This window comes from Streptomyces sp. NPDC111656, from assembly GCF_055656965.1.
This window is the reverse complement of sequence record NZ_JBVKCA010000033.1, coordinates 41,605-65,738: the sequence shown is the minus strand read 5'-3', so window position 1 is coordinate 65,738 and position 24,134 is coordinate 41,605. Positions and strand designations below refer to the sequence as shown.

Annotated in this window: 21 protein-coding genes and 2 pseudogenes; 5 read left to right on the top strand and 18 right to left on the bottom strand. The window is 71.0% G+C overall.

Annotated elements, in window-relative coordinates:
* Positions 1-11 precede the first annotated feature (11 nt).
* The 7 genes from asnB to ACZ7M3_RS48305 form a co-directional block, all read right to left on the bottom strand.
* Entirely contained in the window at positions 12-1,946 is a 1,935-nt protein-coding gene (gene asnB / locus ACZ7M3_RS48335) for an asparagine synthase (glutamine-hydrolyzing) (RefSeq protein ID WP_472072547.1), read from the bottom strand.
* Between the two features lie 3 nt (positions 1,947-1,949).
* The gene (locus ACZ7M3_RS48330; protein ID WP_472072545.1) at positions 1,950-3,470 is read right to left on the bottom strand and encodes a Wzz/FepE/Etk N-terminal domain-containing protein; all 1,521 of its coding nucleotides are present in this window, start codon (positions 3,468-3,470) and stop codon (positions 1,950-1,952) included.
* On the bottom strand, positions 3,467-4,837 hold the full coding sequence (locus ACZ7M3_RS48325; RefSeq protein WP_472072544.1) for a Wzz/FepE/Etk N-terminal domain-containing protein: 1,371 nt from the start codon (positions 4,835-4,837) through the stop codon (positions 3,467-3,469). Before ACZ7M3_RS48325 ends, ACZ7M3_RS48330 begins: the two co-directional genes overlap by 4 nt.
* On the bottom strand, positions 4,834-6,099 hold the full coding sequence (locus tag ACZ7M3_RS48320) for a glycosyltransferase family 4 protein (RefSeq protein ID WP_472072542.1): 1,266 nt from the start codon (positions 6,097-6,099) through the stop codon (positions 4,834-4,836). Before ACZ7M3_RS48320 ends, ACZ7M3_RS48325 begins: the two co-directional genes overlap by 4 nt.
* A complete protein-coding gene (locus ACZ7M3_RS48315) occupies positions 6,089-7,405 on the bottom strand; it encodes a nucleotide sugar dehydrogenase (RefSeq protein ID WP_472072540.1) in 1,317 nt (438 codons plus the stop codon). The genes ACZ7M3_RS48320 and ACZ7M3_RS48315 overlap by 11 nt, the downstream gene beginning before the upstream one ends.
* A gap of 70 nt (positions 7,406-7,475) precedes the next feature.
* Positions 7,476-8,975 carry a sugar transferase gene (locus tag ACZ7M3_RS48310; RefSeq protein ID WP_472072538.1) on the bottom strand — a complete coding sequence of 500 codons (1,500 nt, stop codon included), beginning with the start codon at positions 8,973-8,975 and terminating at the stop codon, positions 7,476-7,478.
* Positions 8,976-9,907: 932 nt separating this feature from the next.
* On the bottom strand, positions 9,908-10,039 hold the full coding sequence (locus ACZ7M3_RS48305; protein WP_472072597.1) for a hypothetical protein: 132 nt from the start codon (positions 10,037-10,039) through the stop codon (positions 9,908-9,910).
* A 284-nt stretch (positions 10,040-10,323) separates the two neighbouring features.
* Here ACZ7M3_RS48305 and ACZ7M3_RS48300 point away from each other — a divergent pair, with 284 nt between their 5' ends.
* Together ACZ7M3_RS48300 and ACZ7M3_RS48295 are read left to right on the top strand one after the other, a co-directional pair.
* Positions 10,324-10,692, top strand: coding sequence for a hypothetical protein (locus ACZ7M3_RS48300; RefSeq protein ID WP_472072593.1), 369 nt, complete (start codon positions 10,324-10,326; stop codon positions 10,690-10,692).
* An 869-nt stretch (positions 10,693-11,561) separates the two neighbouring features.
* Positions 11,562-12,203: pseudogene (locus ACZ7M3_RS48295) on the top strand (serine/threonine-protein kinase); the annotation flags it as partial.
* 528 nt (positions 12,204-12,731) lie between these two features.
* On the opposite strand, the gene ACZ7M3_RS48290 reads toward ACZ7M3_RS48295, so the two are convergent.
* The 3 genes from ACZ7M3_RS48290 to ACZ7M3_RS48280 form a co-directional block, all read right to left on the bottom strand.
* Positions 12,732-13,892, bottom strand: a complete 1,161-nt coding sequence (locus ACZ7M3_RS48290) for an NAD-dependent formate dehydrogenase (RefSeq protein ID WP_472072536.1) — start codon at positions 13,890-13,892, stop codon at positions 12,732-12,734.
* 105 nt (positions 13,893-13,997) lie between these two features.
* Positions 13,998-14,684 carry a LysR substrate-binding domain-containing protein gene (locus tag ACZ7M3_RS48285; RefSeq protein WP_472072534.1) on the bottom strand — a complete coding sequence of 229 codons (687 nt, stop codon included), beginning with the start codon at positions 14,682-14,684 and terminating at the stop codon, positions 13,998-14,000.
* A gap of 38 nt (positions 14,685-14,722) precedes the next feature.
* Positions 14,723-14,866, bottom strand: a complete 144-nt coding sequence (locus ACZ7M3_RS48280; protein ID WP_355979186.1) for a hypothetical protein — start codon at positions 14,864-14,866, stop codon at positions 14,723-14,725.
* Positions 14,867-15,821: 955 nt separating this feature from the next.
* Between ACZ7M3_RS48280 and ACZ7M3_RS48275 the strand changes: the two genes are divergently transcribed.
* From ACZ7M3_RS48275 to ACZ7M3_RS48265, 3 genes and pseudogenes are all read left to right on the top strand, one after another.
* Complete coding sequence (locus ACZ7M3_RS48275) at positions 15,822-15,971, top strand: hypothetical protein (protein WP_472072532.1); 150 nt, start codon at positions 15,822-15,824, stop codon at positions 15,969-15,971.
* On the top strand, positions 15,925-16,722 hold the full coding sequence (locus ACZ7M3_RS48270) for a replication-relaxation family protein (protein WP_472072530.1): 798 nt from the start codon (positions 15,925-15,927) through the stop codon (positions 16,720-16,722). The genes ACZ7M3_RS48275 and ACZ7M3_RS48270 overlap by 47 nt, the downstream gene beginning before the upstream one ends.
* Positions 16,723-16,926: 204 nt before the next feature.
* Positions 16,927-17,160: pseudogene (locus ACZ7M3_RS48265) on the top strand (hypothetical protein); the annotation flags it as partial.
* Positions 17,161-17,203: 43 nt separating this feature from the next.
* Here the strand turns inward: ACZ7M3_RS48265 and ACZ7M3_RS48260 are convergent.
* The 8 genes from ACZ7M3_RS48260 to ACZ7M3_RS48225 form a co-directional block, all read right to left on the bottom strand.
* Positions 17,204-17,401, bottom strand: a complete 198-nt coding sequence (locus ACZ7M3_RS48260; protein ID WP_472072528.1) for a hypothetical protein — start codon at positions 17,399-17,401, stop codon at positions 17,204-17,206.
* Positions 17,402-17,422: 21 nt separating this feature from the next.
* Positions 17,423-18,088, bottom strand: a complete 666-nt coding sequence (locus tag ACZ7M3_RS48255; RefSeq protein ID WP_472072526.1) for a hypothetical protein — start codon at positions 18,086-18,088, stop codon at positions 17,423-17,425.
* A gap of 155 nt (positions 18,089-18,243) precedes the next feature.
* On the bottom strand, positions 18,244-19,809 hold the full coding sequence (locus ACZ7M3_RS48250; protein WP_472072591.1) for a carboxylesterase/lipase family protein: 1,566 nt from the start codon (positions 19,807-19,809) through the stop codon (positions 18,244-18,246).
* Between the two features lie 15 nt (positions 19,810-19,824).
* A complete protein-coding gene (locus ACZ7M3_RS48245) occupies positions 19,825-20,463 on the bottom strand; it encodes a GOLPH3/VPS74 family protein (protein ID WP_472072524.1) in 639 nt (212 codons plus the stop codon).
* Positions 20,464-20,591: 128 nt separating this feature from the next.
* Positions 20,592-21,251: a response regulator gene (locus ACZ7M3_RS48240; RefSeq protein ID WP_472072522.1), complete on the bottom strand. Its 660-nt coding sequence runs from the start codon at positions 21,249-21,251 to the stop codon at positions 20,592-20,594.
* Positions 21,251-22,417: a sensor histidine kinase gene (locus ACZ7M3_RS48235; protein ID WP_472072520.1), complete on the bottom strand. Its 1,167-nt coding sequence runs from the start codon at positions 22,415-22,417 to the stop codon at positions 21,251-21,253. Before ACZ7M3_RS48235 ends, ACZ7M3_RS48240 begins: the two co-directional genes overlap by 1 nt.
* A 290-nt stretch (positions 22,418-22,707) precedes the next feature.
* Positions 22,708-23,607, bottom strand: a complete 900-nt coding sequence (locus ACZ7M3_RS48230) for a hypothetical protein (RefSeq protein WP_472072518.1) — start codon at positions 23,605-23,607, stop codon at positions 22,708-22,710.
* On the bottom strand, positions 23,604-23,996 hold the full coding sequence (locus ACZ7M3_RS48225; protein WP_472072516.1) for a hypothetical protein: 393 nt from the start codon (positions 23,994-23,996) through the stop codon (positions 23,604-23,606). Before ACZ7M3_RS48225 ends, ACZ7M3_RS48230 begins: the two co-directional genes overlap by 4 nt.
* Positions 23,997-24,134: the final 138 nt, after the last annotated feature.

Sequence of the window (24,134 nt, the reverse complement as noted above, 5' to 3'; positions counted from 1 at the left end):
ACTCCTGATTCCTAAGCCGTCAACCGAGTGCTCTGGCCGGACCCGGAGGTCGCGTCGCGATACCAGTACTCGAGGGTCAGTACGTGCCACAGATGCTTGGAGAAGTCCTGCTGCCCGGCGGCGTCCTCGGCGACCATGCGCGCCAGCGCGTCGCGGCGCAGGAGGCCGGAACGGACGAGCTCGCCGTCGTTGACCACCTCGCGCACCAGCGGTGCCAGGTCCCGGCTCATCCAGGCGCGCAGCGGGGCGCTGAACAGGCCCTTGGGCCGGTAGACGATCTCCCGGGGCAGGACCGAGGTGGCCGCCTCCTTGAGGACGGCCTTGCCCTGCCGTCCGACGATCTTGCGATCTCCGGGCACGGCGAACGCCGCCTTCACCACTTCGACGTCCACGTACGGCACCCGTACCTCGGTCGACGCGGCCATGCTCGACCGGTCCGTGTAGGCGAGGTTCAGGCCCGGCAGGAACATCCGGGCGTCGGTCAGGCACATGCGGTTGACGAAGTCGTCGAGGTCGTTGTCCTGGTAGACGTCCGCGTGTTCGGTCACCACGTCGTCCACCGTCCCGGCCAGGTCCGGATCGAGAAGGGCGAGCAGCTCGTCCTGGTCGTACATGGTGTAGCTGCGCCGGAACGCGGTCTCCTCGGGCAGATCGGCGAAGGAGAGGAACCGCTTCGCGAAGCGCACCGACCGGTACCCCCGGCGGGACGTGGCGACCGGCAGCCGGTCCACGACCCCGGACACCCCGCGCCGCAGGGGTCGCGGGGCGCGCTGGTAGCGCAGCGCGAGCAGGTTGGCCAGATGCTTGCGGTACCCCGCGAACAGCTCGTCGGCACCCATCCCCGAGAGCATCACCTTGACCCCGGCCTCCCGGGCGGCCATGCAGATCAGGTACGTGTTGATCGCGGCGGGGTCGCCGATCGGCTCGTCCAGGTGGTACGTCATCTGCGGCAGCAGGTCGAGTACGTTCGGGGCGATCTCGATCTCGTGCAGGTCGACGCCGAACCGCTCGGCCACCTGCCGGGCGTAGCGCAGGTCGTCCGGCATCGCCTCGAACTTGGCGTCCTCGGCGCGGAAGCCGATCGTGTAGGCGGAGATCCCGGGTTGGTAGCGGGCCGCCAGCGCGGTCAGGTAGCTGGAGTCGAGGCCGCCGGAGAGGAAGGTCGCCACGGGTACGTCGGAGAGCAGGTGGCGCCGGGTCGACTCCTCGACGACGGCGGCGAGGTCCGGCTGCTCGCCGGCCCGGGCCCGCTCCCGGCCCTCGGCGGCGATGTCCCGGAGGTTCCAGTACTGGCCGCGCTCCACCCGGCCGTCGGGCCGGCACCTCAGCCAGCTCCCCGGCGGCAGCTTCTCCGCCTCGCGGAACGCGCAGCGCGAGTCCGGCACCCAGTAGTAGAGCAGTGAGGCCACCAGCGCCGCATGGTCCACCTCCAGCGACCCGCCGGTCGCGGCGGCGAGCGCCTTGAGCTCGGAGGCGAACATCAGGCCCTCGCCGCGCCGGAGCAGGAACAGCGGCTTGATGCCGAGCTGGTCGCGGGCGAGCACCAGGTCACCGGTTCGCTCGTCGAAGACGGCGAACGCGAACATGCCGCGCAGTCGGGGCAGGCAGTCCGTGCCCCAGCGTCGCCAGGCCTCAAGGAGTACCTCGGTGTCGGAGGTACCGCGGAAGCGCACCCCGGTGGCCGCCAGCTCGGCACGCAGCTCGGGCGCGTTGTACAGCTCGCCGTTGTACGTCAGAGCGAGGCCGTCCGAGACCATCGGCTGGGCACCGGTCTCGGACAGGTCGATGATGGCCAGCCGGCGGTGCCCGAGCTGCACTTCGCCGTCACCGACGGGGTGGCCGTAGCGGCCCGCGCCGTCCGGGCCGCGGTGGGCGAGGGTGTCGGTGAGCCGGTCGGTCACGACCTTTCCGTCCGGCCATCGGTAAGTGCCTGCGATGCCACACATGTCCTACCGCACCTCCTGGTCGTTGTCCGGGACCCGTGCGGCCCGCATCGGCTGCCGCTCCGTGCGCAGCCGGCCCGTCCCGCTCTGCCGGGCCGGCCGCTCGCTCCGGCCGCGCAGCGCGGTGTGCAGCCCGTCCCACAGCGTGCCGTCGGTCCGGTCACGCGGATCGGGGTCGATCAGCACCACACCGATCACCGGAATGCGCTGGTCCGCGAGTTGCCGCGCCACGGTGTGCAGCCATGCGGCGCCGCCGTGCCCGGCACGCACGACGAGCACGGTCTGGGTGCCGAGATACTGGAGGTCGGTCCACGCCGTGCCGGGCGCCACCGAGCCGACGCCGAACCGGCGCTCCTGAGGCGACACGGCCGCGGCGCGTTCGCCGCTGACCACGGTGGGGTCTCCCGGCTTCGGGCGGCGGCCCGCGAGCTGCGGGCGAGGGAGACCGTCGATGACGACCACTGGCCCGTCCTCCGCCAGTGCCCGGGCGAGGCCCAGGGCGATCACGCTCGTGCTGCGCGCACAGCCCAGTTCCAGCAGCGACAGCGGCTCCGCGGAGCCGCGCACGGTGCGGGCAAGGGTCGTGGTGAGCCGTTCGCGTGCCACCCGGGTCCGTCGGCGCTGCCACAGCCTGCCCGACCGGCGGGGCAGCTCCGCGATGACCGAGGCGCCGAGGTTCGCGGCGATGTCCCGGCGCAGCACGGGGCGGTCCGCCACCACCACGGCGACCGCGGCCAGCGCGAGCCCGAGGAAGAGCCCGAGGACGAGTCCGATCACGGCGTTGGTGACGGCGGCCTTGGGCAGGGAGTGCCGCACCGCGCGCGGGGCGTCCACGATCTGTGTGCCGGCGACGAGCTGGGGCGCGCCGACGCGCGCCTCCTCGGCACGTTGCCCGAAGTCGGAGATCTGTGAGGTGAGTTCGGCCCGCCGGGCGAACAGCGACTCGAGGTTCGCCGCGTCCTTCGGGTCGGTGCCGGGCGACCGGCCGCCGATCGCCTTGTTGACGTCGGCGAGCTCCACCTGCATGCGGTCACGCTGATCGAGCAGGCCCTTGGCGTTGGCGTCGGCGATGGCCTGGATGCGCTTGGCGTGGTCCGCGACGAACGCTTCGGCCAGTGCCTCGGCCCGGGCCACCGCTTCCGCGTCGGTCTTGCCTGTCACATCGATCTGGAGGACGTTGTTGGTCAGTCCGGTGCCCCGGTAGTCCCGCATGAGGTCCTCCGGCTTTTCCGGGGACTTGAGGATCCGCAGGGCCTGGCCGGCGATCCTCGAGGTCGCCAGCAGCTGGGCGTCGGTGCGGATCAGCGTTCCGGTGTCGTTCGGCTGGTCCTCCTGATGCGCGACCAGCACCTTGGTCACGGCGGCCGGTGCCGGCGGCAGCAGGACCGCCACGGCCGCGCCGATCAGCAGTCCGAGCAGCGCCATGGCGCTCCACAGCCGGCGGCGTCTGCGGACCGCGACCACCAGCGCCTGGAGGTCGAGGAGCGGAGCGGCGGCCGACGACTCCGAAGTCGTGCTCGTCGTCACGCTGAATCTCCTGTCGCGTGGCCGTGGACCGCGAGCGCCGGGGTGGCCTCGTCAGAAGGGCGGTCGGCAGTCCGCGCCGGGCGGTTGCGGACCGTGCCGGCGACGACGACGCCGACGACCTCGTGCCCGCCGTCCGCACACGCCTCGGCGATGCCGGCGAGTTCCTCGGCGGTCCAGCTGCCCGCGCTGAGGACGGCCAGGACACCGGACTCGGTGTCGCGGTCCGGCACGATCGGCCGGTCCACCGAGACCTCCACCACCCGCAGCTGCGGATCACTGGTGGCCTCGGCGACGAGCTGTCCTGCGGCCAGCCGGGCGACCGCGTCGCCTTCCGGTACGACGACCAGCAGCCGCCGGGGGGCGGGCAGTTGGTCCCGGAGGCGAGCGCACACCCGCCGGTAGCGGATCCGCCTCTCGGCCTCGTCGCCGGATCTCTGCGGGGCAGGCATGTCCCACCGGGTGTCGATGCCGAGAAGCCGGCGGAGCCGGGCCCGTGAGCCACGGCTTTCGGGCCGGTGCCCGCGCTGTTCACCGGGCACGTCGACAGTGCCGAGGAACGGCGAGCCGAGCGCCGCGGCGATCTCCGGTTCGGTGCGCAGCCGGCGGCTCACCCGTGCGGCGGCGAGATGGCCGATGACCGCGAGCAGGACGAACAGCAGCGCCCCGACGACGATGAGCTGCATCCTCGTCGGCGCCGCCGCGCCGGTGGGTCGGGGCGCCGGCCCCATGACGACCATGCCGGCCTTGGCGGTCGTCGGGTTGGCCTCCTCCAGCTTCTTCATGGCGTCCTGCAGCCCGGTGCGCAGACCCTCGAGCTCGGTGCGGGCCTGCACGGCCTCCACGGTCTGCCCAGGATCTGCCGAGTTGGCCAGGTCGGTGATGCGGCGGTTGGTCTCCGCCACCTGCTTCCGCAGCGCCTCTGTCGCCGTATCCGCCTCGGGGTCGGTGCTGCCGCCCGCGATGCGGGTCGCGAAGGTGACGAACTGCTGGGCCAGCTGGTCGGAGAGCCGCTGGGCGCGCTCCGGGGTGTCGGCCGTACCCGAGATCTTGATGATGTTCCCGTCGGCGGCCTTGGCGCTCACGTCGTCCCGCAGCTCGGTGCCGTCGACGCCCTTCCAGTTGAGCGCGGCGGCGGCGCGGTCGACCACCGCCGAACTGGTCGCGATGTCCACCTGGGTCAGCAGTTCGCGCTCTTCCCACTGCCCCGGCAGCAGTACCGATGCCTCTGCCGTGTACCGCGGCGGAAGCAGCAGCACCGAGGTGCCGTAGCCGAAGAGCGCGCCCACTACGGCGAGGACGGCGAGGAGCCGCCACCGCCGACGGAGAATCCGTCCGATCGTGACCAGGCGGATCGTGTCGTCATTCAATGGTGCGGCCTCTTCCCCGTACGGACCGGCCCGCCCGCCGACACCGGGGCATGGTCCCGGCAGGCGGCGGCGTAGGCGGCGAGCAGTGACGCTTGCGAGTTCCGCCAGGACAGCGGCCCGCTGATCCGCTCCTGGCCGATCTTTCCCATCCGGGCCCGCTTCTCCGGATCGTCGAGGAGCAGCGCGATGAGCTTGGCGAACTGGGCCTCGTCGTTGGCGGGCGCGTAGACGGCGGCCTCGGCGGCGGAGACGCGCGCCTCCCGGAGGTCGAACGAGACGATCGGCCGCCCCATCGCCATGTACTCCAGGACCTTGTTCATGGTCGACACGTCGTTGAGCGGATTGTGCGGGTCGGGGGAAAGGCACACGTCCGCGGTGCACAGGTAGCGCACCAGGTCGGCGTCCGGGATGCGCCCGGTGAACTGCACCTGCTCGGAGAGACCGAGCCGCCCGGACAGCTCCACCATCGCGTCGAAGGCGTCGCCGGCACCGACGAACACCGCGTGCCAGTCGGTGCGGCCGACCTCGTCGCGCAGTTTCGCCAGGGCCCGCAGGGCGTAGTCGACGCCGTCCTGGGGACCCATGACGCCGAGGTAGCACAGCAGATGGGGTTTGCCGCGCTTCAACTCCGGTTCCGGCGGCACCGGTTGGAACCGGTCGGTCGCGGGTGCGCTGCGCACCACGAAGACGTCCTCCGGCCGTCGGCCGCCACGGCGCAGCGCGACGTCCCGGTAGCTCTCGTTCGTGGCGAGCACGATGTCCGCGGCCCGGTAGGTCCGCCTCTCCAGCGCGCACACGGCGCGGTAGAGCAGGTCTTCGCCGCGGTCGAACCGTGACAGGTACAGCTCGGGTACCAGGTCGTGTTGGTCGAAGACGAACCGCGCGCCGCGCCGCTTCATCCACAGGGCCGGCAGGAACAGCAGGTCGGGCGGGTTGCAGGCGTGGACCACGTCGACCGGGCCGACCTTGCGGGCCAGCCGGACGGTGTGCCACAACGCCGATCCGTATTCCCGCAGGTAGCCGGCCGGTCCTCCGGTGGCCGCGCGCAACGGGTAGCGGTGGATCCGCACCCCGTCGATCACCGCCTCCGGCTCCGTGTCCCGCTTCTCCCCCCGGGGGCAGATGACGTGCACCTCCCAGCCCGCGTCGCGCAGCGTCGTGCACTCCTGCCACACCCGCCGGTCGAAGGGGACCGAGAGGTTCTCCACCAGGATCAGCGCGCGCCGGCCCGTCCCGTCGCCGCTGGTCGCGTTACCAAGCAAGGCCCATGTATCCCGGTTCGGCCCGGCGCGCCTCGGCGTCGGGAAGGCGGATGAGGTCGACGATCATCGGTCCGTCCGCATGGGGCAGCGCCGACAGCACGGCCGGATCCCTGGTCCCGACCAGGCACACCTCGGCGTGCTCGAGCACCTCGTCGACGGAGTCCGCGAGCAGCTGCGCGAGATGGGGCAGCCGGCTCTCGATGTACTCGCGGTTCGCGCCGAGCAGCCGGGAGAGGCTCACATTGGCGTCGTAGATCTTGAGGTCGTACCCCTTGCCGAAGAGCCTCTCCGCCAGCTCGACGAGCGGGCTCTCGCGGAGGTCGTCGGTGCCGGGTTTGAAGGACAGCCCGAACAGGCCCACCCGGCGCTTGCCGGTGCGCTCGACCAGGTCCACCGCGCGCTGCAGATGGTCGGAGTTGGAGGCCAGCACGTGGGAGAGGATGGGCACCGAGACGTCGGCCCGCTGCGCCGCGTGGACCAGGCTGCGCAGGTCCTTGGGCAGGCAGGAGCCACCGAAGGCGAAGCCGGGCCGCAGGTAGGCGGGGCTGATGTTCAGCTTGCGGTCGGCCAGGAACACGTCCATCACCTGGTGTGAGTCCACGCCGAGCGCCTGGCACACCGCGCCCAGCTCGTTCGCGAAGCCGATCTTGAGGCCGTGGAACGCGTTGTCCGCGTACTTGATCGCCTCGGCGGTCGGGACCGGCACCCGGAACACCTCGCCGGGCAGGCCGTCGTACAGCGCCGTCACCGCGTCGCCGCTCGCCGGGTCGAGCTCGCCGATGACGGTCTTGGGCGGGTCGAAGAAGTCCTGCACGCTGGTGCCCTCGCGCAGGAACTCCGGGTTGACCGCGACCCCGATGTCCACCCCGGCCGTGCCGCCGACGTTCTTCTCCAGGATCGGTACCAGCAGGTTCAGGCAGGTGCCCGGGAGCATGGTGCTGCGGAACACGACGGTCTGCCGCCCGCCCCGCTCGGCCAGCGCGGCGCCGATCTGCTCGGTGACCCGCTCCAAGTAGGTGGTGCACAGGCTGCCGTTGGGCTCCGACGGCGTACCCACGCAGACCAGCGACACCTCACTGCCCATGATCGCCTCGCGGACGTCGCCGGTGGCGCGCAACGCTCCGCTCCGCACGACCTCGGCGATGAGCTCGCCGATACGTTCCTCCACCACCGGGGCCTTGCCGTCGTTGACCAGGTCGACCTTCACCTGGTTCACGTCCACCCCGATGACCTCGTGCCCCATGCTGGCCAGGCACGCGGCCGATACGCAGCCCACGTAGCCGAGCCCGAAAACGCTGACTCTCATGCCCCGTCTCTCCCCCCAGGCAGGCCCTCGCGGCCTGCGGTCCGCGCGCCGGTCGGACGACCCTCGCGCATCAGTAGGCCCCCTGCCCGTGGAGCACGGCGCGCAGCGTCTTCCACAAGATCACTGTGTCCAGGGCGAGCGACCAGTCCTCCACGTACCGCAGGTCGAGGCGGACCGCCTCCTCCCACGGCAGGTCGCTGCGTCCGCTGATCTGCCACAGGCCGGTGAGCCCCGGCTTGACCAGCAACCGCCGCCGGATGTCCGGGTCGTACGCGGCGCACTCCTCCGGCAGCGGAGGCCGCGGTCCGACGAGCGACATCGATCCGGTGAGCACGTTGAAGAGCTGTGGGAGCTCGTCGAGCGAGTACCGGCGCAGCACCGCTCCCACCCGGGTCACCCGCGGATCCCGGCGGAGCTTGAACAGCAGGCCCGCGCCCTCGTTGCGGTCGGCCAACTGGGCACGTGCCCCGTGGGCCTCGGCGACCATGGTGCGGAACTTGACGATGGTGAACTCGCGGCCGTCCTTGCCGACCCTGCGCTGGCGGTATAAGGCCCCGCCCCGGCTGTCCACCAGCACGAGCAGCCCGACGAGGGCCATCAGTGGCGCGAACAGCATCAGCAGGATCGCCGCGCCCATCCGATCGACGACCCCCTTGATCGCCCGACGGCCTCCGGTGAAGGTCGGCATGCTGACCCGCAGCAGCGGTATCCCGAGCACCGCGTCGACGTGCAGCCGCGGGCCGGCCACCTCCATCAGCACGGGGGCCACGATCATCTCGGCGTCGCTGCCTTCGAGGTTCCAGGCCAGCCGCTGCAGCCGGTCCGGTGACCAGTGCGGGTCCGGTGTGACCGCGACGACGCGGTAGCCGTCGTGGCGGACGTGCTTGGCGACGTCCTCCAGCAGGCCGATGACCGGCACTCCGTCCAACTGGTCGCCGTCGAGCCCGCCTTGGTCACCGTCGAGCCCTCGGCCGTCCGTCGTGCACACCGCCTCCACCCGCCAGCCGAGGTGCGGGAACTTGCGGGTGCGGTTGATCAGGTCGCGCACCGTGGCCGGGCTCCCGGCAGCGAGCACCGGTCTCAGGCATCGTCCTTCCTTGCGCTGTTTGTGCAGCCACAGGCGGAGCAGATACCGCGCGGTCATGGTGACGAGCGCGATCGCGGGGATCGCGACGAAGATCCAGAGCTTGATGTTGCGCGAGGTCAGGGCGATCCCGCCGAGCGCCAGGACGACGGTCGCCGTGAAGAGTGAGCGTCCGAGCCGACGGAATTCCTCGGCGCCTTGGCCGAGTACGGCCGGAGACCACGAGCGGCTCACCGCGAGCGCGCCCAGCACCAGCACCTGAGTGCCGAAGGCAAGAATGCCCCACTTCTCATGCCAGTTGGCCGCGTCCCGGGCCCCGAAGAAGTCGCCGATCGCCGCCACCACCAAGGCGGTGGCCACGGTGTCGCTGATGATCACGGTACGTCTGTACCGCTGCTCCCATTCGATCGCGGGCTGGCTGATTGCCCCGTCCGCCAGACGCCCGCGCGCCGACGGATAAGGGCCGACTATTCCCCCCTGCCGCACAGAACCCCCCAAGGTCCCCAGTGGTTCGACGTGTTCGCCTCACACTGTTTCGCCCCTTACGGGAGGCCCCCGCCTCCCGCCGGCTGTTCCCCCTCACGGGGCCCCCACCCCCCGCGCATGACATCCCGGCAATTTCAGAGCTACGTGAACAACCCACCCTGGCGGCAGCGGACTTGCACGCCCTGCCAGGCTCTTGAGGTGCGCGGGAACCCGTCGAAACCTCGGATGCTCCCCGCACCCAAAGCCCCTCTCGGGCTCCAAGAATTGATCACCCCCACGTCTGGCGCCAGAGACAACGCTGCTGGCCATCTACATCGCCGGACCCATAGATCATCATTTGTCGCCTCGTGTCCCAGCATGCGAAGCACGGTCAATCTAGACCATCGGGGCCCGTCTGAAGAGAGGGACGTGTGGAATTTGTGCTCAAGATTTGAAGCCGGATCCACGGATCGGTGACCGTTTGCGGGCGCCTTGGCGACGAAAGACGTCCTGACCTGCCTCTTCACGACCGTTCTGGTAGTTGTGCAAGCACACCCACGGTCGCGGGCGCGAAGCCGGCCTCGCTCCTCGCGAGCCATCCGAACTCACCTCAGCAGGCAGGGCGTTCGCGCGGTGGTGCCGCAAGCGGCCGATCAGATCGCCACACGCAAACGCCGTGGCGAATCCGGTGGCCGGTGGCCGGCCGTCGCCGACCTTCGCCGGCCATCGCCGGTACGGGAGCGCAACAAGACCACGCCGACCACCGCGCACCAAGCCGTCCCCGAACCCAGGAACCCCCAGCCGGGCCATGGGCGTTCCAGCGGAGTGGGTACTTCTCGGAATCTTCGAGCGCCGGACCGTGGTACCAAGCAGCTGGGCGAACGATGTCTGAAAGTAGCCCAGCGTGCGCTTCGCAGCAGCCTCTGCATCGCGCCGGAGCGGGCATGGCCAGCCTATTCGGCCAGCTGCCGGCAGTTCTTGCGTTCGACGCCGGACAGCAGTCCGAGGATGAACGCCCGCGCCGTCGCCCGCGGTTCCACTCGGCGAAACCGGCCCGCGATGCGGGCCATGGCCTGGTCGAACATCGCCTGCCAGCGGGCCGCGTCATGCTGTGGCCCGCGGCCATCGCACGATCTTCAGGAGCCCACACAACCCCTGCTGATCACGCGTTGGCCGTTCTCATACTCACCCGGGCCCAGCGCACATCGCGAGGGCCGACCGGATGGGGATGGCGCGCTCTCGCCCGAGGCGGCTGCTCCACCTGTCTATCCCTTTGCGCGACCGAGCAGGTCACCCCTAGCGTGCAAGCGCATAGGAACCGTGTGCAGGGCAGCGCGCCGCCGAATGAGGAGCAACCGTCGTGGGAACCATGGTCTCGGTCAGGGGCTGGCTGGAGTGTGACGACGGACAGCTGGCCCAGATCAAGGAAATCGTGGAAGCAGACGATCCGGAGCGCACCTACAGCGGTGGCTGGGCCTTCCCCGCTCGGCAGTACAACAACGTCAGGTGGGCCTTCTACGGGGGCGACATCCGCGCGGTGTCCCTCGGCTGGTTCGAGGAGAGGTTGCGTCAGATCGCCCAGATCCCGGCCTCCTACCAGGATGACGAGTACGACGAGAGGCCCCGGGGGCTGTTTCTGGTCAGCCACGACGTCGACGGCATGAGCGAGTGGAGGGTCCACAACGGCGGCCTGGTGATCGGCCTCCCGGATGGGGATTACCACTACCTCGACGCCTAGCCAGATCACGAAGTCGCACTGGAGTACAACCCAGCGATCCACAGGAGTTGACAATTGCTCCGGGCCGGGAAGCAGGCGTCGTCGGTCTCTTCGGTGACTCAACGCAGAAAATCTACCCATAGGGCCAGGAGGCCGTCGGAGAGCGGCAACAGGGCGAGGTGCGCCTGTTCCTCAACACCGCCGCAGCAGCCCGCCCTCAACGGCTTGAAGTGGCAAGCGCTGCGCTCGCAGAAGGAGGCTGGACGCAGGAGAACACCAAATACCTCATGCTCACCCACCGCGGGATCGCGGGCACGCTGAAGTACGCGAACCTGCTGTAACAGACCGGCGCGTGAGCCGCTACGGACCCGATGATTCTCCAACGGCCTTCGCGAGATGCCCAACCAGGGAGTCATCAGCGTCACGCGCTTCATCGACGAGCAGACGCCGTTCTCAACCCGATGCGGCGTCAAGGGCGGCGAGTTCGAGAATGTCGTCGTCACCGACGACCGCCTGCGAAACGTGTACAGAATCGGAAGAATGCCCGCGGGCACGGATTCCGCGGACCGGTCCCGGCGCTCGCGCAATCCCTTCTACGTCAGCAGCACGGCCCGGCTGTGGTCTTCGTCGACGATCTGTCCGAAGAGGCAGAGGCCACGGCACGCGGATGGTTCGCCTCCGGCGCCATCCATCTGTGCAGGCCAAGGGCAGATCCTTAACTGGCTGAGACGCGGGAGAGATAGCATCCGGCCTCACCCACCTCCCCGCAATGATCGGTCGGACAATCCGTGAACGCTGTTGGTTCCGGCGGGCGGATCCAGCCCGCTCGCCCTGGTGATCCTTCCTGTGTCGGCCCCTACCGCGTGGTGGGCCGACTCGGCGTGGGCGGCATGGGAACCGTGTATGCCGCGCTCACCGACGGCGAGGAACGGGTGGCGGTGAAGGTGATTCATCCCGTGCAGGCGGGCGATCCGGAGTTCCGGGCCCGGTTCCGCCGTGAGGTTCGCCTCTCCGCCCGGGTGCAGGGCCCGTTCCTGCTGCCGCTCCTGGCGGCCGACCCCGATGCCGACGCCCCCTGGCTGGCGACCGCCTATGCCCCGGGTCCCACCCTGGCTCAACACCTGGCCGCCCACGGTCCGCTGACCGAGGGCACCTTGTACGGCTTCGCCACTGGCACTGCGCAGGCTCTCTCGGCGATCCATGGCGCCGGCGTCGTGCACCGGGACGTCAAACCGCAGAACGTACTGCTGACCCCGGCCGGCCCCCGTGTGCTGGACTTCGGCATCGCGCACGCAGCTGATGGCACCAGCGTCACCCGCACTGGCGTACTGACCGGCACCCCGGGCTGGATCAGCCCCGAGCACTACCACAGCGGCGCCATCGCAGCGGAGGGCGATCTGTTCGCCTGGGGCGCACTCGTGGCCTATGCGGCCACCGGCCGACTGCCCTTCGGCACCGGTGCTCCCGAAGCAGTGGCCTACCGCGTCACCTCGAGTCGGCCAGACCTGGACGGCATACCCGAGGCACTCAAGGAGTTCCTGGAACGGACTCTGTCCAAGGAACCTGCCGACCGACCGGACGCCGCCGAAGCGGCCGATGCCTGCGCACGGCTGCTGGCCGCCAAGTCGACCCAGGTACTCAACGGCCACACGGCGGCAGAAGCCAACGAACCGACATTGATCGGAGAGTTGGTCACAGCGCAGTGGTCCGTGCCCGCACCGGAAGACCTCGCCTGGCCCCAGTTCGCTACCACCCCGGAGAGATCCTCCCGGCGTCGGGCCGCTGTCGCCGTCCTGATCGCGGCATCCGTCGTCGGCGCAAGTGCGGGCGGCGCACTGGCCTTCCGCCACGACGGGAGACATTCCACCAGCAGTTCCGAGACCGCTGCCTCGACGGCTGCCTCGGGTGCCCATGACTCCGGCACCGCATCCGGCCGGACAGCCTCCGCCGTGCCCGGCACGAACGTGACCAGCCAGGCAGCAACCGACCCGCGCACGGTCCCGGACTGTCCGTCACATATGCCGAGAGGCCGTCACCTCACAAACGGTGGCCTCCCCGGATCACTTGCTGACGGAATAGGAATGTGCGCCGGTTCCGGCCAGCCCGCCGCCGTCGGAGATCAGGTACTCCTCACGGATCGGACGACCGGCGAACCAGGACTCCAGGATCTCGCGGGTGCCCGCCGCATAGCGGGCCTGCGCGGACAGCGACGAGCCCGAGATGTGCGGGGTCATGCCGTGGTGCGGCATGGTGCGCCAGGGATGGTCGGCAGGAGCCGGCTGGGGGTACCAGACATCGCCCGCGTAACCCGCCAACTGCCCGCTGCGCAGGGCGCGTTCGACGGCGTCCCGGTCGGTGATCTTCGCCCGGGCCGTGTTGATGAGATAGGCGCCGCGCTTCATCTTCGCGAGCAGTTCGTCGCCGAAGAGTCCCTCGGTCTCCGGGTGGAGCGGGGCGTTGATGGTGACGACGTCGCAGTGCGGGACCATGTCGGCGGTGCTCTCGTGCCAGACCAGCTCGAGTTCACGCTCGACGTCCTCGGACAGGCGGTGGCGGTCCGTGTAGTGCAGCTTCACGTCGAAGGGCGCGAGCCGGCGCAGCACCGCGACGCCGATGCGACCGGCGGCGACCGTACCTACGTGCATGCCCTCGAGGTCGTAGGAGCGGGCCACGCAGTCCGCGATGTTCCAGCCGCCGTCCAGCACCACCTGGTGGGAGGGCAGGTAGTTGCGCACCAGCGACAGCGTCATCATCACGACGTGTTCAGCGACGCTGATGCTGTTGCAGTACGTCACCTCGGCGACCGTGACCCCGTGCGCGATCGCGGCGTCGAGGTCGACGTGGTCGGAGCCGATGCCCGCGGTCACCGCCAGCTTCAGGTTCTTCGCCGCGGCGATGCGCTCCGCCGTCAGGTACGCCGGCCAGAACGGCTGCGAGATGACGACGTCCGCGTCGGGCAGTTCGCGGTCGAAGACGGACCCGTCGCCGTCCTTGTCGGAGGTGACGACCAGGGTGTGGCCGGCCTTCTCCAGGTAGCTGCGCAGGCCGAGTTCGCCGGAAACGCTGCCGAGGAGGTGGCCGGGGGTGAAGTCGATCCCCTCGGGAGTCGGGGTCGTCTGGCCGCCCGGGTAGTGGTTGATCGTGGGGAGGTCGTCGCGGGCGTACGTGGTCGGGTATCCGTCGGTGGGGTCCTCGTACAGGACGCAGAGCACCTTGGCCATGTCGCGGCTCCTCAACTGGCGTTGCGGGAAGGTGCACTTCACGATCCTCGGGGTCGTTCGGCCAGGTCAAAGCGATCCTCGCTATGTCGGGATAGCCCGCTTCTATCAGCCGCGTCCGTGCGGGTAGGAGTGCAGCAGTTCGTCCAGTGCCTCCCGCACCCCGGCTTCCCGCGCCGGCGGGCGAAGTGCTTGCTCGACAACCGAGGCGGGTTCGGTGCGAGCGACGACCAGCCCGACCCGCGGTCCGTGCGCGGGTCCCTCCAGCGGTACGCCCCTCATCCCTTCCGGTACGCCGAACATGTGCAGCCAGGCGTGCGAGATCACGCTGGACCATCGTCCGCCGGGCAGGTGGGCGTACAGTCCGGCGACGCTGTCTGACTCGATCGCGGGCGTGGCCAGGGCGCCGTCGGCCGCGAAGCACTCGTCGATGATCCGCCGGTTGCGCATCCGGGGACCAGAAGACACAGGGGGCAGGACCGCGGCCTGCGACCACGAGGCCGCGCCGACCGCGCCCAGCGGCCCGTCGACCGGAGTGAGCAGGACATAGCGCTCCTCGTAGAGCGGATGACGGCGCGCCTGCCGCAGGGCGTCGTTGTCCAGACAGGTCATCGCCGCGTCCAGCTCGAACTTGCCGCGGGCCAGCGGCCTGTACTCGGAGATCTCGATCAGCCCGGCCCGTTCGAGCTGACCTAGGTGGTAGTAGAGCCGGTCAGCAGGAAGCTCGGCACGGTCGGCATACGTGGGCGGGGCTAGTTGGAGCTGGCGATGCCGAGCTGGGTGATGGCCATCCATCACCCGGACATGGGCGGTGGGGTGCTCGGGCAGTTCCCTCAGCTGCTGGCGCTCTCCTGGGCGTGGGCCTTGGTGTGGGCGAGGCGATAGGAGTCGGTGCCGGTCTGGATGATCGCGCCGCTGACCCGGAGGCCTTCGGTAACCGGGTGCGGCGCAAGCTGGACCGACTGGGCAGACGCCACACAGAGCTGATGCGCAGCGCCGCCGCGACACGGCACAGCCAGACAGCACAGGCGGCAGGCGGCAGGCGGCAGGCGGCAGGCGGCAGGCGGCAGGCGGATGATGCGAGTCCTCTACGACGCACCCCCGGAATTCCTGGCCGGCACCGCAACCGCTGCCTTCACCACCCTGCTCCGCTGGGCATGGTCCCGCCGAAGCCATCGGCCTGCGCCAGTCCCGGCAGACGTCGGAAGGCCAGGCCTGACGGCGCCTGAGTCTGAACAACGCTCGCGGTGATGGTCCGTGCCGTCTTCGTACGGCACGAACCAGCCACCTCGAGTGTGTCTGCCGGGCCGCGCGACCCTGCCGACGCACGAGCCGAGACACCCACGCCCGGTCCCCCGAAGTGCACTACACGCCCGGCCCTTCCCACCCCTCACCCACCTGGGCCTCGACTGGTCCGCATAGAAGCGGGGCTTCCCGCGGCAACGCGCGCCAGCACCACGGTGACGAACTCCTCACGGGCCTCCGGCACGAACCCGCTGCGCACCCCGACTTCACCGGCCGGACGGCTTGTCCGCCCGGCGTCGCGCGCGGCCCCGCCGTCGCGCGCGAGCAACACCGGCGGCGCCCGATCCCCTCGCCCGCCGCCCGGGGGCCTGTCCCACCCACCCACTTCTTCTTTTTTCTTCCTGCTGTGGGGCGTGGACTCGGGGGCGTAGAGGGGATGTCGGCCTCCCGACCACGACCAGACCAGCGTGGTGACCTGCGGGTTCGCAGGCAGGCGCGGCAGAGGGTGCAGACGGCTGTCGGCGGGGTTGTCGGCGGGGATTCCGGCCTGGTCCACGGAGGCGTTGTCGCTTCGTAACTGTGGTCGGGCCTTCGTGGTCGGTGGTCTGGTCGGGGCCGGCTGCTGGCCTGTCCGGTACGCGCGGCGCCAGGACGGCGCCGTACCGGACAGGAAGCGAGCGGACCTCGATGATCGACGTGGACGCGGGCGGCGGGGACCGGCTGGCGCTGGCGGTGCTGGCGCAGTACCGGATGGCCACCACCGAGCAGGTGCACCGGGTGATCGCCCTCGGTGCGCATCGAGCAGACCCGGCGGCGGCTGGCTCGACTGCGCGCTGAGGGGCTGGTCGACCGGATCACCCTGCCGCAGGCCGGACGGACCCGGGTGTGGTTCCCCACCTCATACGGCGTGCAGCTGGCGTCCGAGTGGCCCGAGATGCGCGGGCACCGGCCCTCCAGGACCGTGTCCGATCCGACCGCCGTACGGCTGAAGGCCGGCCACACGCTGACCGTGACCTGGACCGCGCTCGCCTTCTTCGAGGACGCCCGCCGCCGCGGCGACCTGTTCCGGCCACTGGACTGGATCCCCGAGGTCCACCACCCGATCGGGAGCGGCGAGGCCGTCATCCCCGACGCCCTCATGTACTACCGGCGCGGTCCCGCCGACGGCGACAACGGGGTGATGCTGCGGGCGTTCGTGGAGGTCGACCGGGCCACCATGGGCCCCGAACGCCTCGCCGCCAAGCTGCCCGCGTACGAGCGCCTCTACCGCTACGTGCCCACGATCCCGGGGCGCCGCCGGCCGTCCATCGGCCAGGAGCTGGAGGACTGGCGGTGGCGCTACCCGCTCTTTCCCCGCGTCCTGTTCGTCCTGGATGGCACCGGACCCGCCGGCATCGAGAACCGGATCACGGCTCTGCGCGCGGGTGCCGGGCAGCTCGCGCCGTCAGGCTTCCTGCACGACGTTCCCGTTTTCGCGGCGTCGCTGGCCGACCTGCTCCACCACGGCCTCTCCGCACGCGTGTGGCGCCCCGTCCACGACCCCGACCAGCGAGTCCACTGGACCAGGTCCGCATATCGGCAGACGTAACGCGCTGGCCAGCCGTGGTCGGGGGTGAGCGCGGCACGGCCAGACCCGTGGTGGGGCCCGTGGTCGCCCCGACCATGACGCGGGCGCAAATCCAACGTTCGCCGCCCCTGGACCATCCCCGAGCCGGGTTATCCACAGGCCGGAGCGCGATCGGCGGCTCCTCTATACGCTGCTGCCCGAGTCGATCACACGGGGGTGTGCGGAATGCAGAACGGCGTGGCGGTGGAGGAACTCGCGGTCGAGGTCATGGCGCAGCTGCCGAACGACCGGGCCCGGAAGGAAGTGATGGCGCTCGTGGAGGTCGCGCGGATGGATCCGCGGGCCTGGCCCGATGTGCGCGACGTCGGCTCCGTGGAAGAGATCCTGGAGGCGTTCGGGCGACGGTGTTGGATCCAGTGCATGCCGCAGGCCGGAGCAATCGAAGTCCGTGACATCGGAAGTGGGTGGACTGATCTGGCCGCTCTCTCCTCTGCAAGATCCGTCAGCGTCGACGCAGTTCCTCGGACCGGTGGTGGAGCGGGTCGGTAAGGGTGAGGTTGTCGCCGCGGCTGACGGTCTGCAGGAGCATGGCGCACACGGTCGCTTCGGCGGCGAGGCCGGCCGGGCTGCCCAGGATGGGGAAGACGGCGCGGACGCGGGCGGCGACGAGCGGTTGCGGCAGTGAGTAGGCGTAGAGCAACCATCTTCTGCGCAGGGGGTGTCAGTGCTGCACAGCTGGTGAGCCGGCGGGCGCACGTCGTGTGGCGCTGCGGTAGGTGGAGATGCCCAGGGCGAGCATCCAGTAGCTGAAGATGGCGCCCATGAGGGCGGTCGTGCCCCAGCCGTTCGCCGCGTAGAAGTGCGCGGGGGTGTTGCCGAAGAACAGGGACGGCACGAAGAGCAGGTTGACCCCTGCCAGGACGAAGGCGGAACGGCCGGTCCAGCGCGGCAGCAGCTTCGTACGGGCGATTCCGTAGCCCACGGCGGTCAGGAAGAGCGCGAGCATGAGGCGGCCGATCGCCCCGTAGAGGACGTAGGTGCCGCTGACCGTGACGGTCGGGTCGATCGGGTGGTCGGCGACGATGACCGCGCCGGCTTCGAGCCCGCTGGAGACCAGGGTGATCGTCGCGTAGACCAGTCCGGTGGCGAAGGCCATCGTGCCGACCCATTCGTAGGCGGGGTCCGCCTCCTTGACCAGTTCGCGGAAGACCGTCACCCACACGATCAGGAACGCCAGCGCGAAGATTCCGATCAGCAGCCTGGCCAGGACGTTCGAGTCCGGCGGCGGGCCGGAGTAGATGAAGTACAGGGGTACTTCGACGATGAAGGCGGCCGCGGTGGCGATGCCGGCAAGGCCTGTCAGGCGCCTGGCGATGGTTTCGTTCATGGCTGTCCCCCTGGGGTCCGTGTGGTGGGTGCCTCGTTGGTTCGTTGCCGACAACGTGAATCCTGCCGCTGTCGGTGCTTCTCGACGCTGGACGTGGTTCTGCCCCGTGCGGGCGATATCGAGCTGGCTGACCCTCACTGCCGTCGTTTCTGTGATCATCCGAGGGTGTTCCAGAACGCGCAGTGGTGGCGGGGCTGCGCCGTGGGAGTGGGGGCGATGTGGTCCGGTGCCAGGGTCAGCACCGTGTGCCGGGACCAGTGCGGCGATGACGGGCCGTTCGGGTCGGCGGAGCGGGCGAAACGGGTCCAGTAGTCGATCATGGTGTCGGCCAGCCGGTGCTGTGCTGCGGTCAGGTCGCGGGGGCGGCCGCCCAGGTCGAACAGGTAGGGCAGTTCGCTCGCGTGCGGTGCGCCGAGCGGGAAGGGCGGTGTGTCCGAGGTGAGCGGCGGGGCGTGCTTGTCGGCGAACTCGTAGCGCCAGACGGGTACATGGGCGGCGAGCAGGCCGTCGGTGCGCGCCGTCGGGCAGGCGAAGTCGGCGTCGCCGATGACCGCGCCGAACACCGGGCCTCCGTCGGTGCGGTGCACCGGGTACTCGCGGACGATTGCCTTCGCCTGCCCCGGGGAGGGAAAGAAGGAGGCCACGACGTCGGGCCAGGTGTCGGGGGTGACGGGATGGCCGGCCTGGATGATCCCGGCGGCCCAGCCGTTGCCCTCGTCGTGGTTGTTGCCGATGAGTACGGGGACGCGGTGGAAGCGGCCGGCGGCGATCGCCGCCGCGGGGTCGCTGGGCAGCAACGGGGTGGTGTGGGCGGGCTGTTGGTCGGTGTCCTGGGCGGCGAGCAGCCGGGAGACGTTCACGCGCCGCAGGCAGGCCAGGACGTCGCGGGCGGAGCCGCAGCCGACCTTTGCCGCGAGGTCCGCGCCCGCGGTGCGCGCCGTGGACAGGGGGACGGAGGACGGGGCGAACGGCCGGTCGAGGCGGCCGGTGCACGGGCCGCTCTCGATGATCGCCCGGTCGAAGAGGCCCGCGGCGGAGGGTGAGGCGAGCTGGGCGCAGACGCTGAAGCCGCCCGCCGACTCGCCGGCCAGCGTCACGTTGTGCGCGTCGCCACCGAAGGCGCCGATCTCGGCGCGGACCCACTGCAGTGCCGCCTGCTGGTCGGCCAGGCCGAAGGTGCCGGAGCCGGGTAGCCCGCTGTGCGCGAGGAAACCGAGGGCCCCGAGGCGGTAGTTGACGGTGACGAGCACGGCGTCGCCGCGGGTGGCCATGCGGTGGGCGTCGTACGAGGTGCCCGCTCCGGTAGTGAAGCCGCCGCCGTGCAGCCACACGATCACCGGCCGGGGGCGTGCCGGTCCCGCCCCGTCGGGCGTCGTGACGTTCAGGTGAAGACAGTCCTCATCGGTGCTGCCGCCGGGCACCTCGCCGGCCGGCTGCGGGCAGGCGCTCGCGGGCTTGGTCGCATCCCGCACCCCGGACCAGGGGACCGGGCGGTGGGGCGGCGCCCAGCGCAGCCTGCCGACCGGGGGCGCCGCGTAGGGGATGCCCTCGAAGGTGCGGTAGCCGTCGTGGGCGGCGCCCCGCACCAAGCCGCCGTGGATACGTACCGTCGTGGCGGCGACAGGCGCGGCGGACTCGGTCGGTGGCGCTGCGGACCAGGCCGTCGCGAGCACGGCGGTCAGGACGCTGCCCAAGGTGGTCAGGACGCGGTGCATGCTCATCATCTCCCCATCCGGTCAGCCGCCGCCCATGCCGCCCTGCACGGCGATCATGGTCGTCGGCAGAGCGCGTACAGCTTTCTCCAGGCCGGGCGCGAGGGCGGCGAGACGTCCCGTGCAGGCGTCGATACGGGCCTGGAAGGTCTTCTGGTCCTGCCGCGACACGACCGAGCGGATGCCGCCCGCCGCGGCCAGCGCCAGCAGCACGCCGTCGGCGGTGGGGATCTCCTGCACCGGGCCGTCCCCGTACAGCACTGCGGACGCCCGGGCGCAGAGCGCGGCGGGCACGGCGCGGTCCCTCACGGTCAGCCGCCGGGTGCCGAAGCGGGTGCGGGGCGCCTTCACCGTGAGGAGTCCCGCCGCGGTGAGCCGGTCCTCCACCTGTGTCATCGTCTGCTTGCGGTGGCGGCGCATGAGGTGCTTCCAGCCGTGACCGTCGGCCGCGTCGCGCAGCACGCCGTCCAGGACGGGGTCCCCGATCGGTTCCGTGCCGGACACGGTGACCGTGCCACCCGCCTCCCCCAGCCGGCCGCGCGACGCGAGGTCGGCCAGGGCTGCGGCACGGACCAGCAGCTCCGTGCGGGAACAGTCGTAAGGGCCTTCGGCCGCGTCGTCGTGGGCGAGCAGATACATGAGGCAGGCCAGGTCGTCGATCACACTTCGACGCTATGGCCGACTGCCCCGGCCACGGATCGGCCGCGGGAACGGACTGGCACTGGGAACACAGGAGGATGGCGGCCCGGCCTCCTCCTTGAGGAGGAGGCTCTGCGGAGGAGGCGAGGCCGTCAGGGTCGGCGCGGCTGCACGAGGCCGTGGTCGTAGGCGGCGACGACGGCCTGAACGCGGTCACGCAGGCCCAGTTTGCGCAGCACCGCGGTGACATGGTTCTTGACGGTGGCCTCCGACAGACGCAGTCGCTCGGCGATCTCCGCGTTCGACAGCGCCTGCCCGATCAGGGTGAGCACCTCCCGCTCGCGGCCGGAGAGCTCCCGCAGGGAGGGCGGCGGCGCCAGGTCGGGCGTGGTGCGCAGAAACCGGTCGAGAACGCGGCTCAGCACAGCCGGCGCCAGCAGCGCGTCGCCCCGAGCGGTGAGGCGGATCGCGTCGACGAGTTCGGCTGGACGGATGTCCTTCAGCAGGAAACCACTCGCCCCGGCCCGCAGGGCGGCGACGACGTGCGCGTCCACGTCCCAGGTGGTCAGCACGAGCACCCGGGCCCCACGATCCGACTCCGCGATCTGCCGGGTCGCCTCAATGCCGTCCACGACGGGCATGCGTACGTCCATCAGCACCACGTCAGGTGCCAGCTCCCGCGTCAGCCGCACCGCCTCCCGGCCGTCCGACGCCTCACCGACCACCTCCAGGTCGTCCCGGGCGTCGATGATCATACGGAATCCGGTACGAACCAGGACCTGGTCGTCGGCCACCACCACACGCAACGTCATCACGCGCCCTCCACCGGCAGCCGCGCCGCCACCTCGAACCCGCCCCCGGACAGCGGACCGGCGCGCAGGCTGCCACCCACGAGCCGTGCGCGCTCCTTCATCCCCACCAGACCGCGTCCCGCTCCCGCCGCGACCGAACGGCCCTGCGGCGCACGCCCGTTGTCCACCACCATGACCTCCACACACTCCGCTTCAGCCATCACGCGCACACTCACCTCGTCGGCGCCGGCCGCGTGGCGCAGCGTGTTGGTGAGGGCTTCCTGGACGATCCGGTACGCCGCCAGGTCCACCGCGGCCGGCAGCCCGCCGGTGGCACCCTCGCGGTGCACGTACACGGTCATCCCGGTCGCGCGCACCGTGTCGGCCAGCTCGTCCAGACGCGCGAGCGAGGGCACCGGCGCCCGCTGCTCCCCAACCCCGCCCTCCCCCGCATCAGGCCGGAACGCGCGCAGCAGCAGGCGCAGTTCGCCGAGTGCCGAGCGGGCTCCCATCTCGATGGCCCGCAGCGCCTGACGGGCCTGCTCGGGTCGCTGGATGAACACGTCGTCGGCGGCGCCCGCCTGAATGACCATCACCGACAGGGTGTGCGCCACGACGTCGTGCACCTCGCGCGCGATCCGCGCGCGCTCCTCCACCACAGCCCGGCGCAGCTCCGCCCGCATCCGTTCCTGCTGCGCCCTGCGCCACTGCCCCACGGTCCACGCCAGGACCACAGCCAGCAGATAGACCGTCAGACCCGCGGGGCCGCCCGCCCCGAACGCCAGCGGCGCCGGCAGGCACATCGCCGCGAGCGCCCGCACCGACGCCCGCCGTGGCCTGGTGGCCGACAGCACGCACAATGAGACCTGCGCCGCGAGCAGCGCCCCCGTCAAGGTCACCGCGGGCAGCATCGCCCACACCGCGAGCCCCGTCACCGCGTTCGCGGCCAGTACGGCGACCGGGGCGCGCGCCTGCCACCTCAGGGCCCAGGCCTGCGCGAGGACCAGAGCCACGGCCACGGGCAGCCGTCGGCCGTGCTCGGCGCCGGCGACGAGCACCGAGGTACCCAGGACGGCGAGCACCAGACCGGCCGACCCCCACCACACCGCCCGGGCCGCCCGGGGCGACAGCTCGCCCTGAGCTTCCCCGGCGAACGCGTCGTCGGGCTCTCTACTGCTGCGGTCCACGCCACGAGCGTATCGGCGCGGGGCGGCGCCGTTCATGAGACCACCGCCTGCAGTCCTGCAGACCGATGGTGCTGCCGCCGGCTATGCCTCGGGATCGGCCGTCAGCGCGGGCCAGCCGCTCGGAGTGGTCACGTAGCCATCGGCACTCATGCTCATACGGGCGCGGATCTCCGGGATGGGCCGGGAGGGCGGGCGGGTCGGGATCGAGAAGTTCCGGGAGAACCAGTACTTGGCGGTGCCGGTGTGCTGATCTGCTGGCAGCCGACCTGTCGGGAGGCAGGGCGCCGCGATCAGACGGCGCCCGGCGGATCACGGCGTGGATCGGGCGGCGGATCCTTGCGCAGGGTGGTGGTGATGGCGTCGCCGACCTCCCTGGTGAGGGCGGGCCGTTCGCCAGTCAGGCCGAGTTCCTGGGCCAGGGTGATGGCGTGCAGGTCGACGGTGGCCTCGACGAGATCGGCGAACACCGCCGTGGCCGCGCGGCCCCGGATCCATGCCGTGGCCGCGACGACCGCGGCGGCGGGCAGCGCCGGCCACCACCAGGCGCCAAGCAGCAGGTACAGCGCGGCCCATCCGGCGAGCCCGAAAGCGGCGCCGTAGGCCTGGCGGGCGGAGAGGAGTTCGGCCCGGACGGCGTCGGGCACCGTCAGCCAGAGCCGAGGCCAGGCGGCGCCGAGGTCCAGGTCGTAGGCGTCGTACACCCGCCGGTCGACCGCGTGGAGGCGGTCGCCGATCCAGGTGGGCCGCCGGGGGCGGACGAGGGCGATGGCGTCGCGCCGTTCGATGGCCGTGGCGAGTTCGGCGCGGGTCCCGGCCGCCTCGCACGCCGCGTCGGCCTGTCGCCAGCGGCGGACCCTGCGCTGTACGAGAAGGCGCGCGGGCCACCGGTCGCCCCGACTGGTCCACAGGCGCTCCACGACGACGGCCGACGCTCTGGCGCACATTCCAGCCAGCGTGGCCGCCGCCAGCACACCGGCGGCCACGAGGAGGATCGCACCGGCGTTGGAGGCTCCTGGGTGGGCGGCCAACCGGTCGATGGCGGGCTGGAGTTCAGCCAGATCCAAGGCGTGGGCGTGTCCCAATACGACGGCGGCGGCCACACCGGCGAGGTAGACCACCCCGGGCAGGACGAGCAGGGCGAGCCACTTCTCGGCGGCCTTGCCGGCGAGGGCGGACAGAAAGGTGGTCACAGCCGGACCCGGCCATAGACGAAGGGACGGCCAGTCATCGCGCACACGGGGGCCTCCGGGTACAACTCCGCGCTCGACAACCGCTCGCAGGGGTGGGCGGCGGGACAGGTCCACCGGTGCACCACCGGACGGCCGACGCTGTTCCCCGGCAGAGTCGGCAAGCCCTTCGCCGCCCTGGTCACGAAGCCGAAGCCGGCCGCGGCCATACGGTCGTCCAGGGTGTCCAGCCGACGCTCCAGCACGGAGCGTGCCAGAGGTTCGTCTCCGCGCAGCGCCGCAAGAACAGCCCCGACGAGTTCCGCCGCGCCCGCCTCACGCGCCGCCTCCTCCAGTTCGCCCGCACCCATGAGTGTGCACACGCGACTGAGCCGTTCCGCGAGTTCGTCCACCGAGGGCTCCCTGCCTTCGCGATCGCCATGTCAGTTGCATGATCCCGGAGTTGGTGACTCTACGGGGCCCCAGGATCCGGTGCATCCCGCTACGGTGGTCGGCGGTGTGGCGCCAGTGTGATGCCGGGACGCCGCGGG

Excerpts from the sequence above, each read along its gene's own strand:
- asnB (WP_472072547.1), bottom strand. The coding sequence starts at position 1,946 with ATGTGTGGCATCGCAGGCACTTACCGATGGCCGGACGGAAAGGTCGTG.
- ACZ7M3_RS48315 (WP_472072540.1), bottom strand. The coding sequence starts at position 7,405 with ATGAGAGTCAGCGTTTTCGGGCTCGGCTACGTGGGCTGCGTATCGGCC.
- ACZ7M3_RS48250 (WP_472072591.1), bottom strand. The coding sequence starts at position 19,809 with ATGAGCATGCACCGCGTCCTGACCACCTTGGGCAGCGTCCTGACCGCC.
- ACZ7M3_RS48305 (WP_472072597.1), bottom strand. The coding sequence starts at position 10,039 with ATGTTCGACCAGGCCATGGCCCGCATCGCGGGCCGGTTTCGCCGAGTG.
- ACZ7M3_RS48290 (WP_472072536.1), bottom strand. The coding sequence starts at position 13,892 with ATGGCCAAGGTGCTCTGCGTCCTGTACGAGGACCCCACCGACGGATAC.
- ACZ7M3_RS48300 (WP_472072593.1), top strand. The coding sequence starts at position 10,324 with ATGGTCTCGGTCAGGGGCTGGCTGGAGTGTGACGACGGACAGCTGGCC.
- ACZ7M3_RS48240 (WP_472072522.1), bottom strand. The coding sequence starts at position 21,251 with ATGACGTTGCGTGTGGTGGTGGCCGACGACCAGGTCCTGGTTCGTACC.
- ACZ7M3_RS48255 (WP_472072526.1), bottom strand. The coding sequence starts at position 18,088 with ATGAACGAAACCATCGCCAGGCGCCTGACAGGCCTTGCCGGCATCGCC.
- ACZ7M3_RS48275 (WP_472072532.1), top strand. The coding sequence starts at position 15,822 with ATGATCGACGTGGACGCGGGCGGCGGGGACCGGCTGGCGCTGGCGGTG.
- ACZ7M3_RS48285 (WP_472072534.1), bottom strand. The coding sequence starts at position 14,684 with ATGGATGGCCATCACCCAGCTCGGCATCGCCAGCTCCAACTAGCCCCG.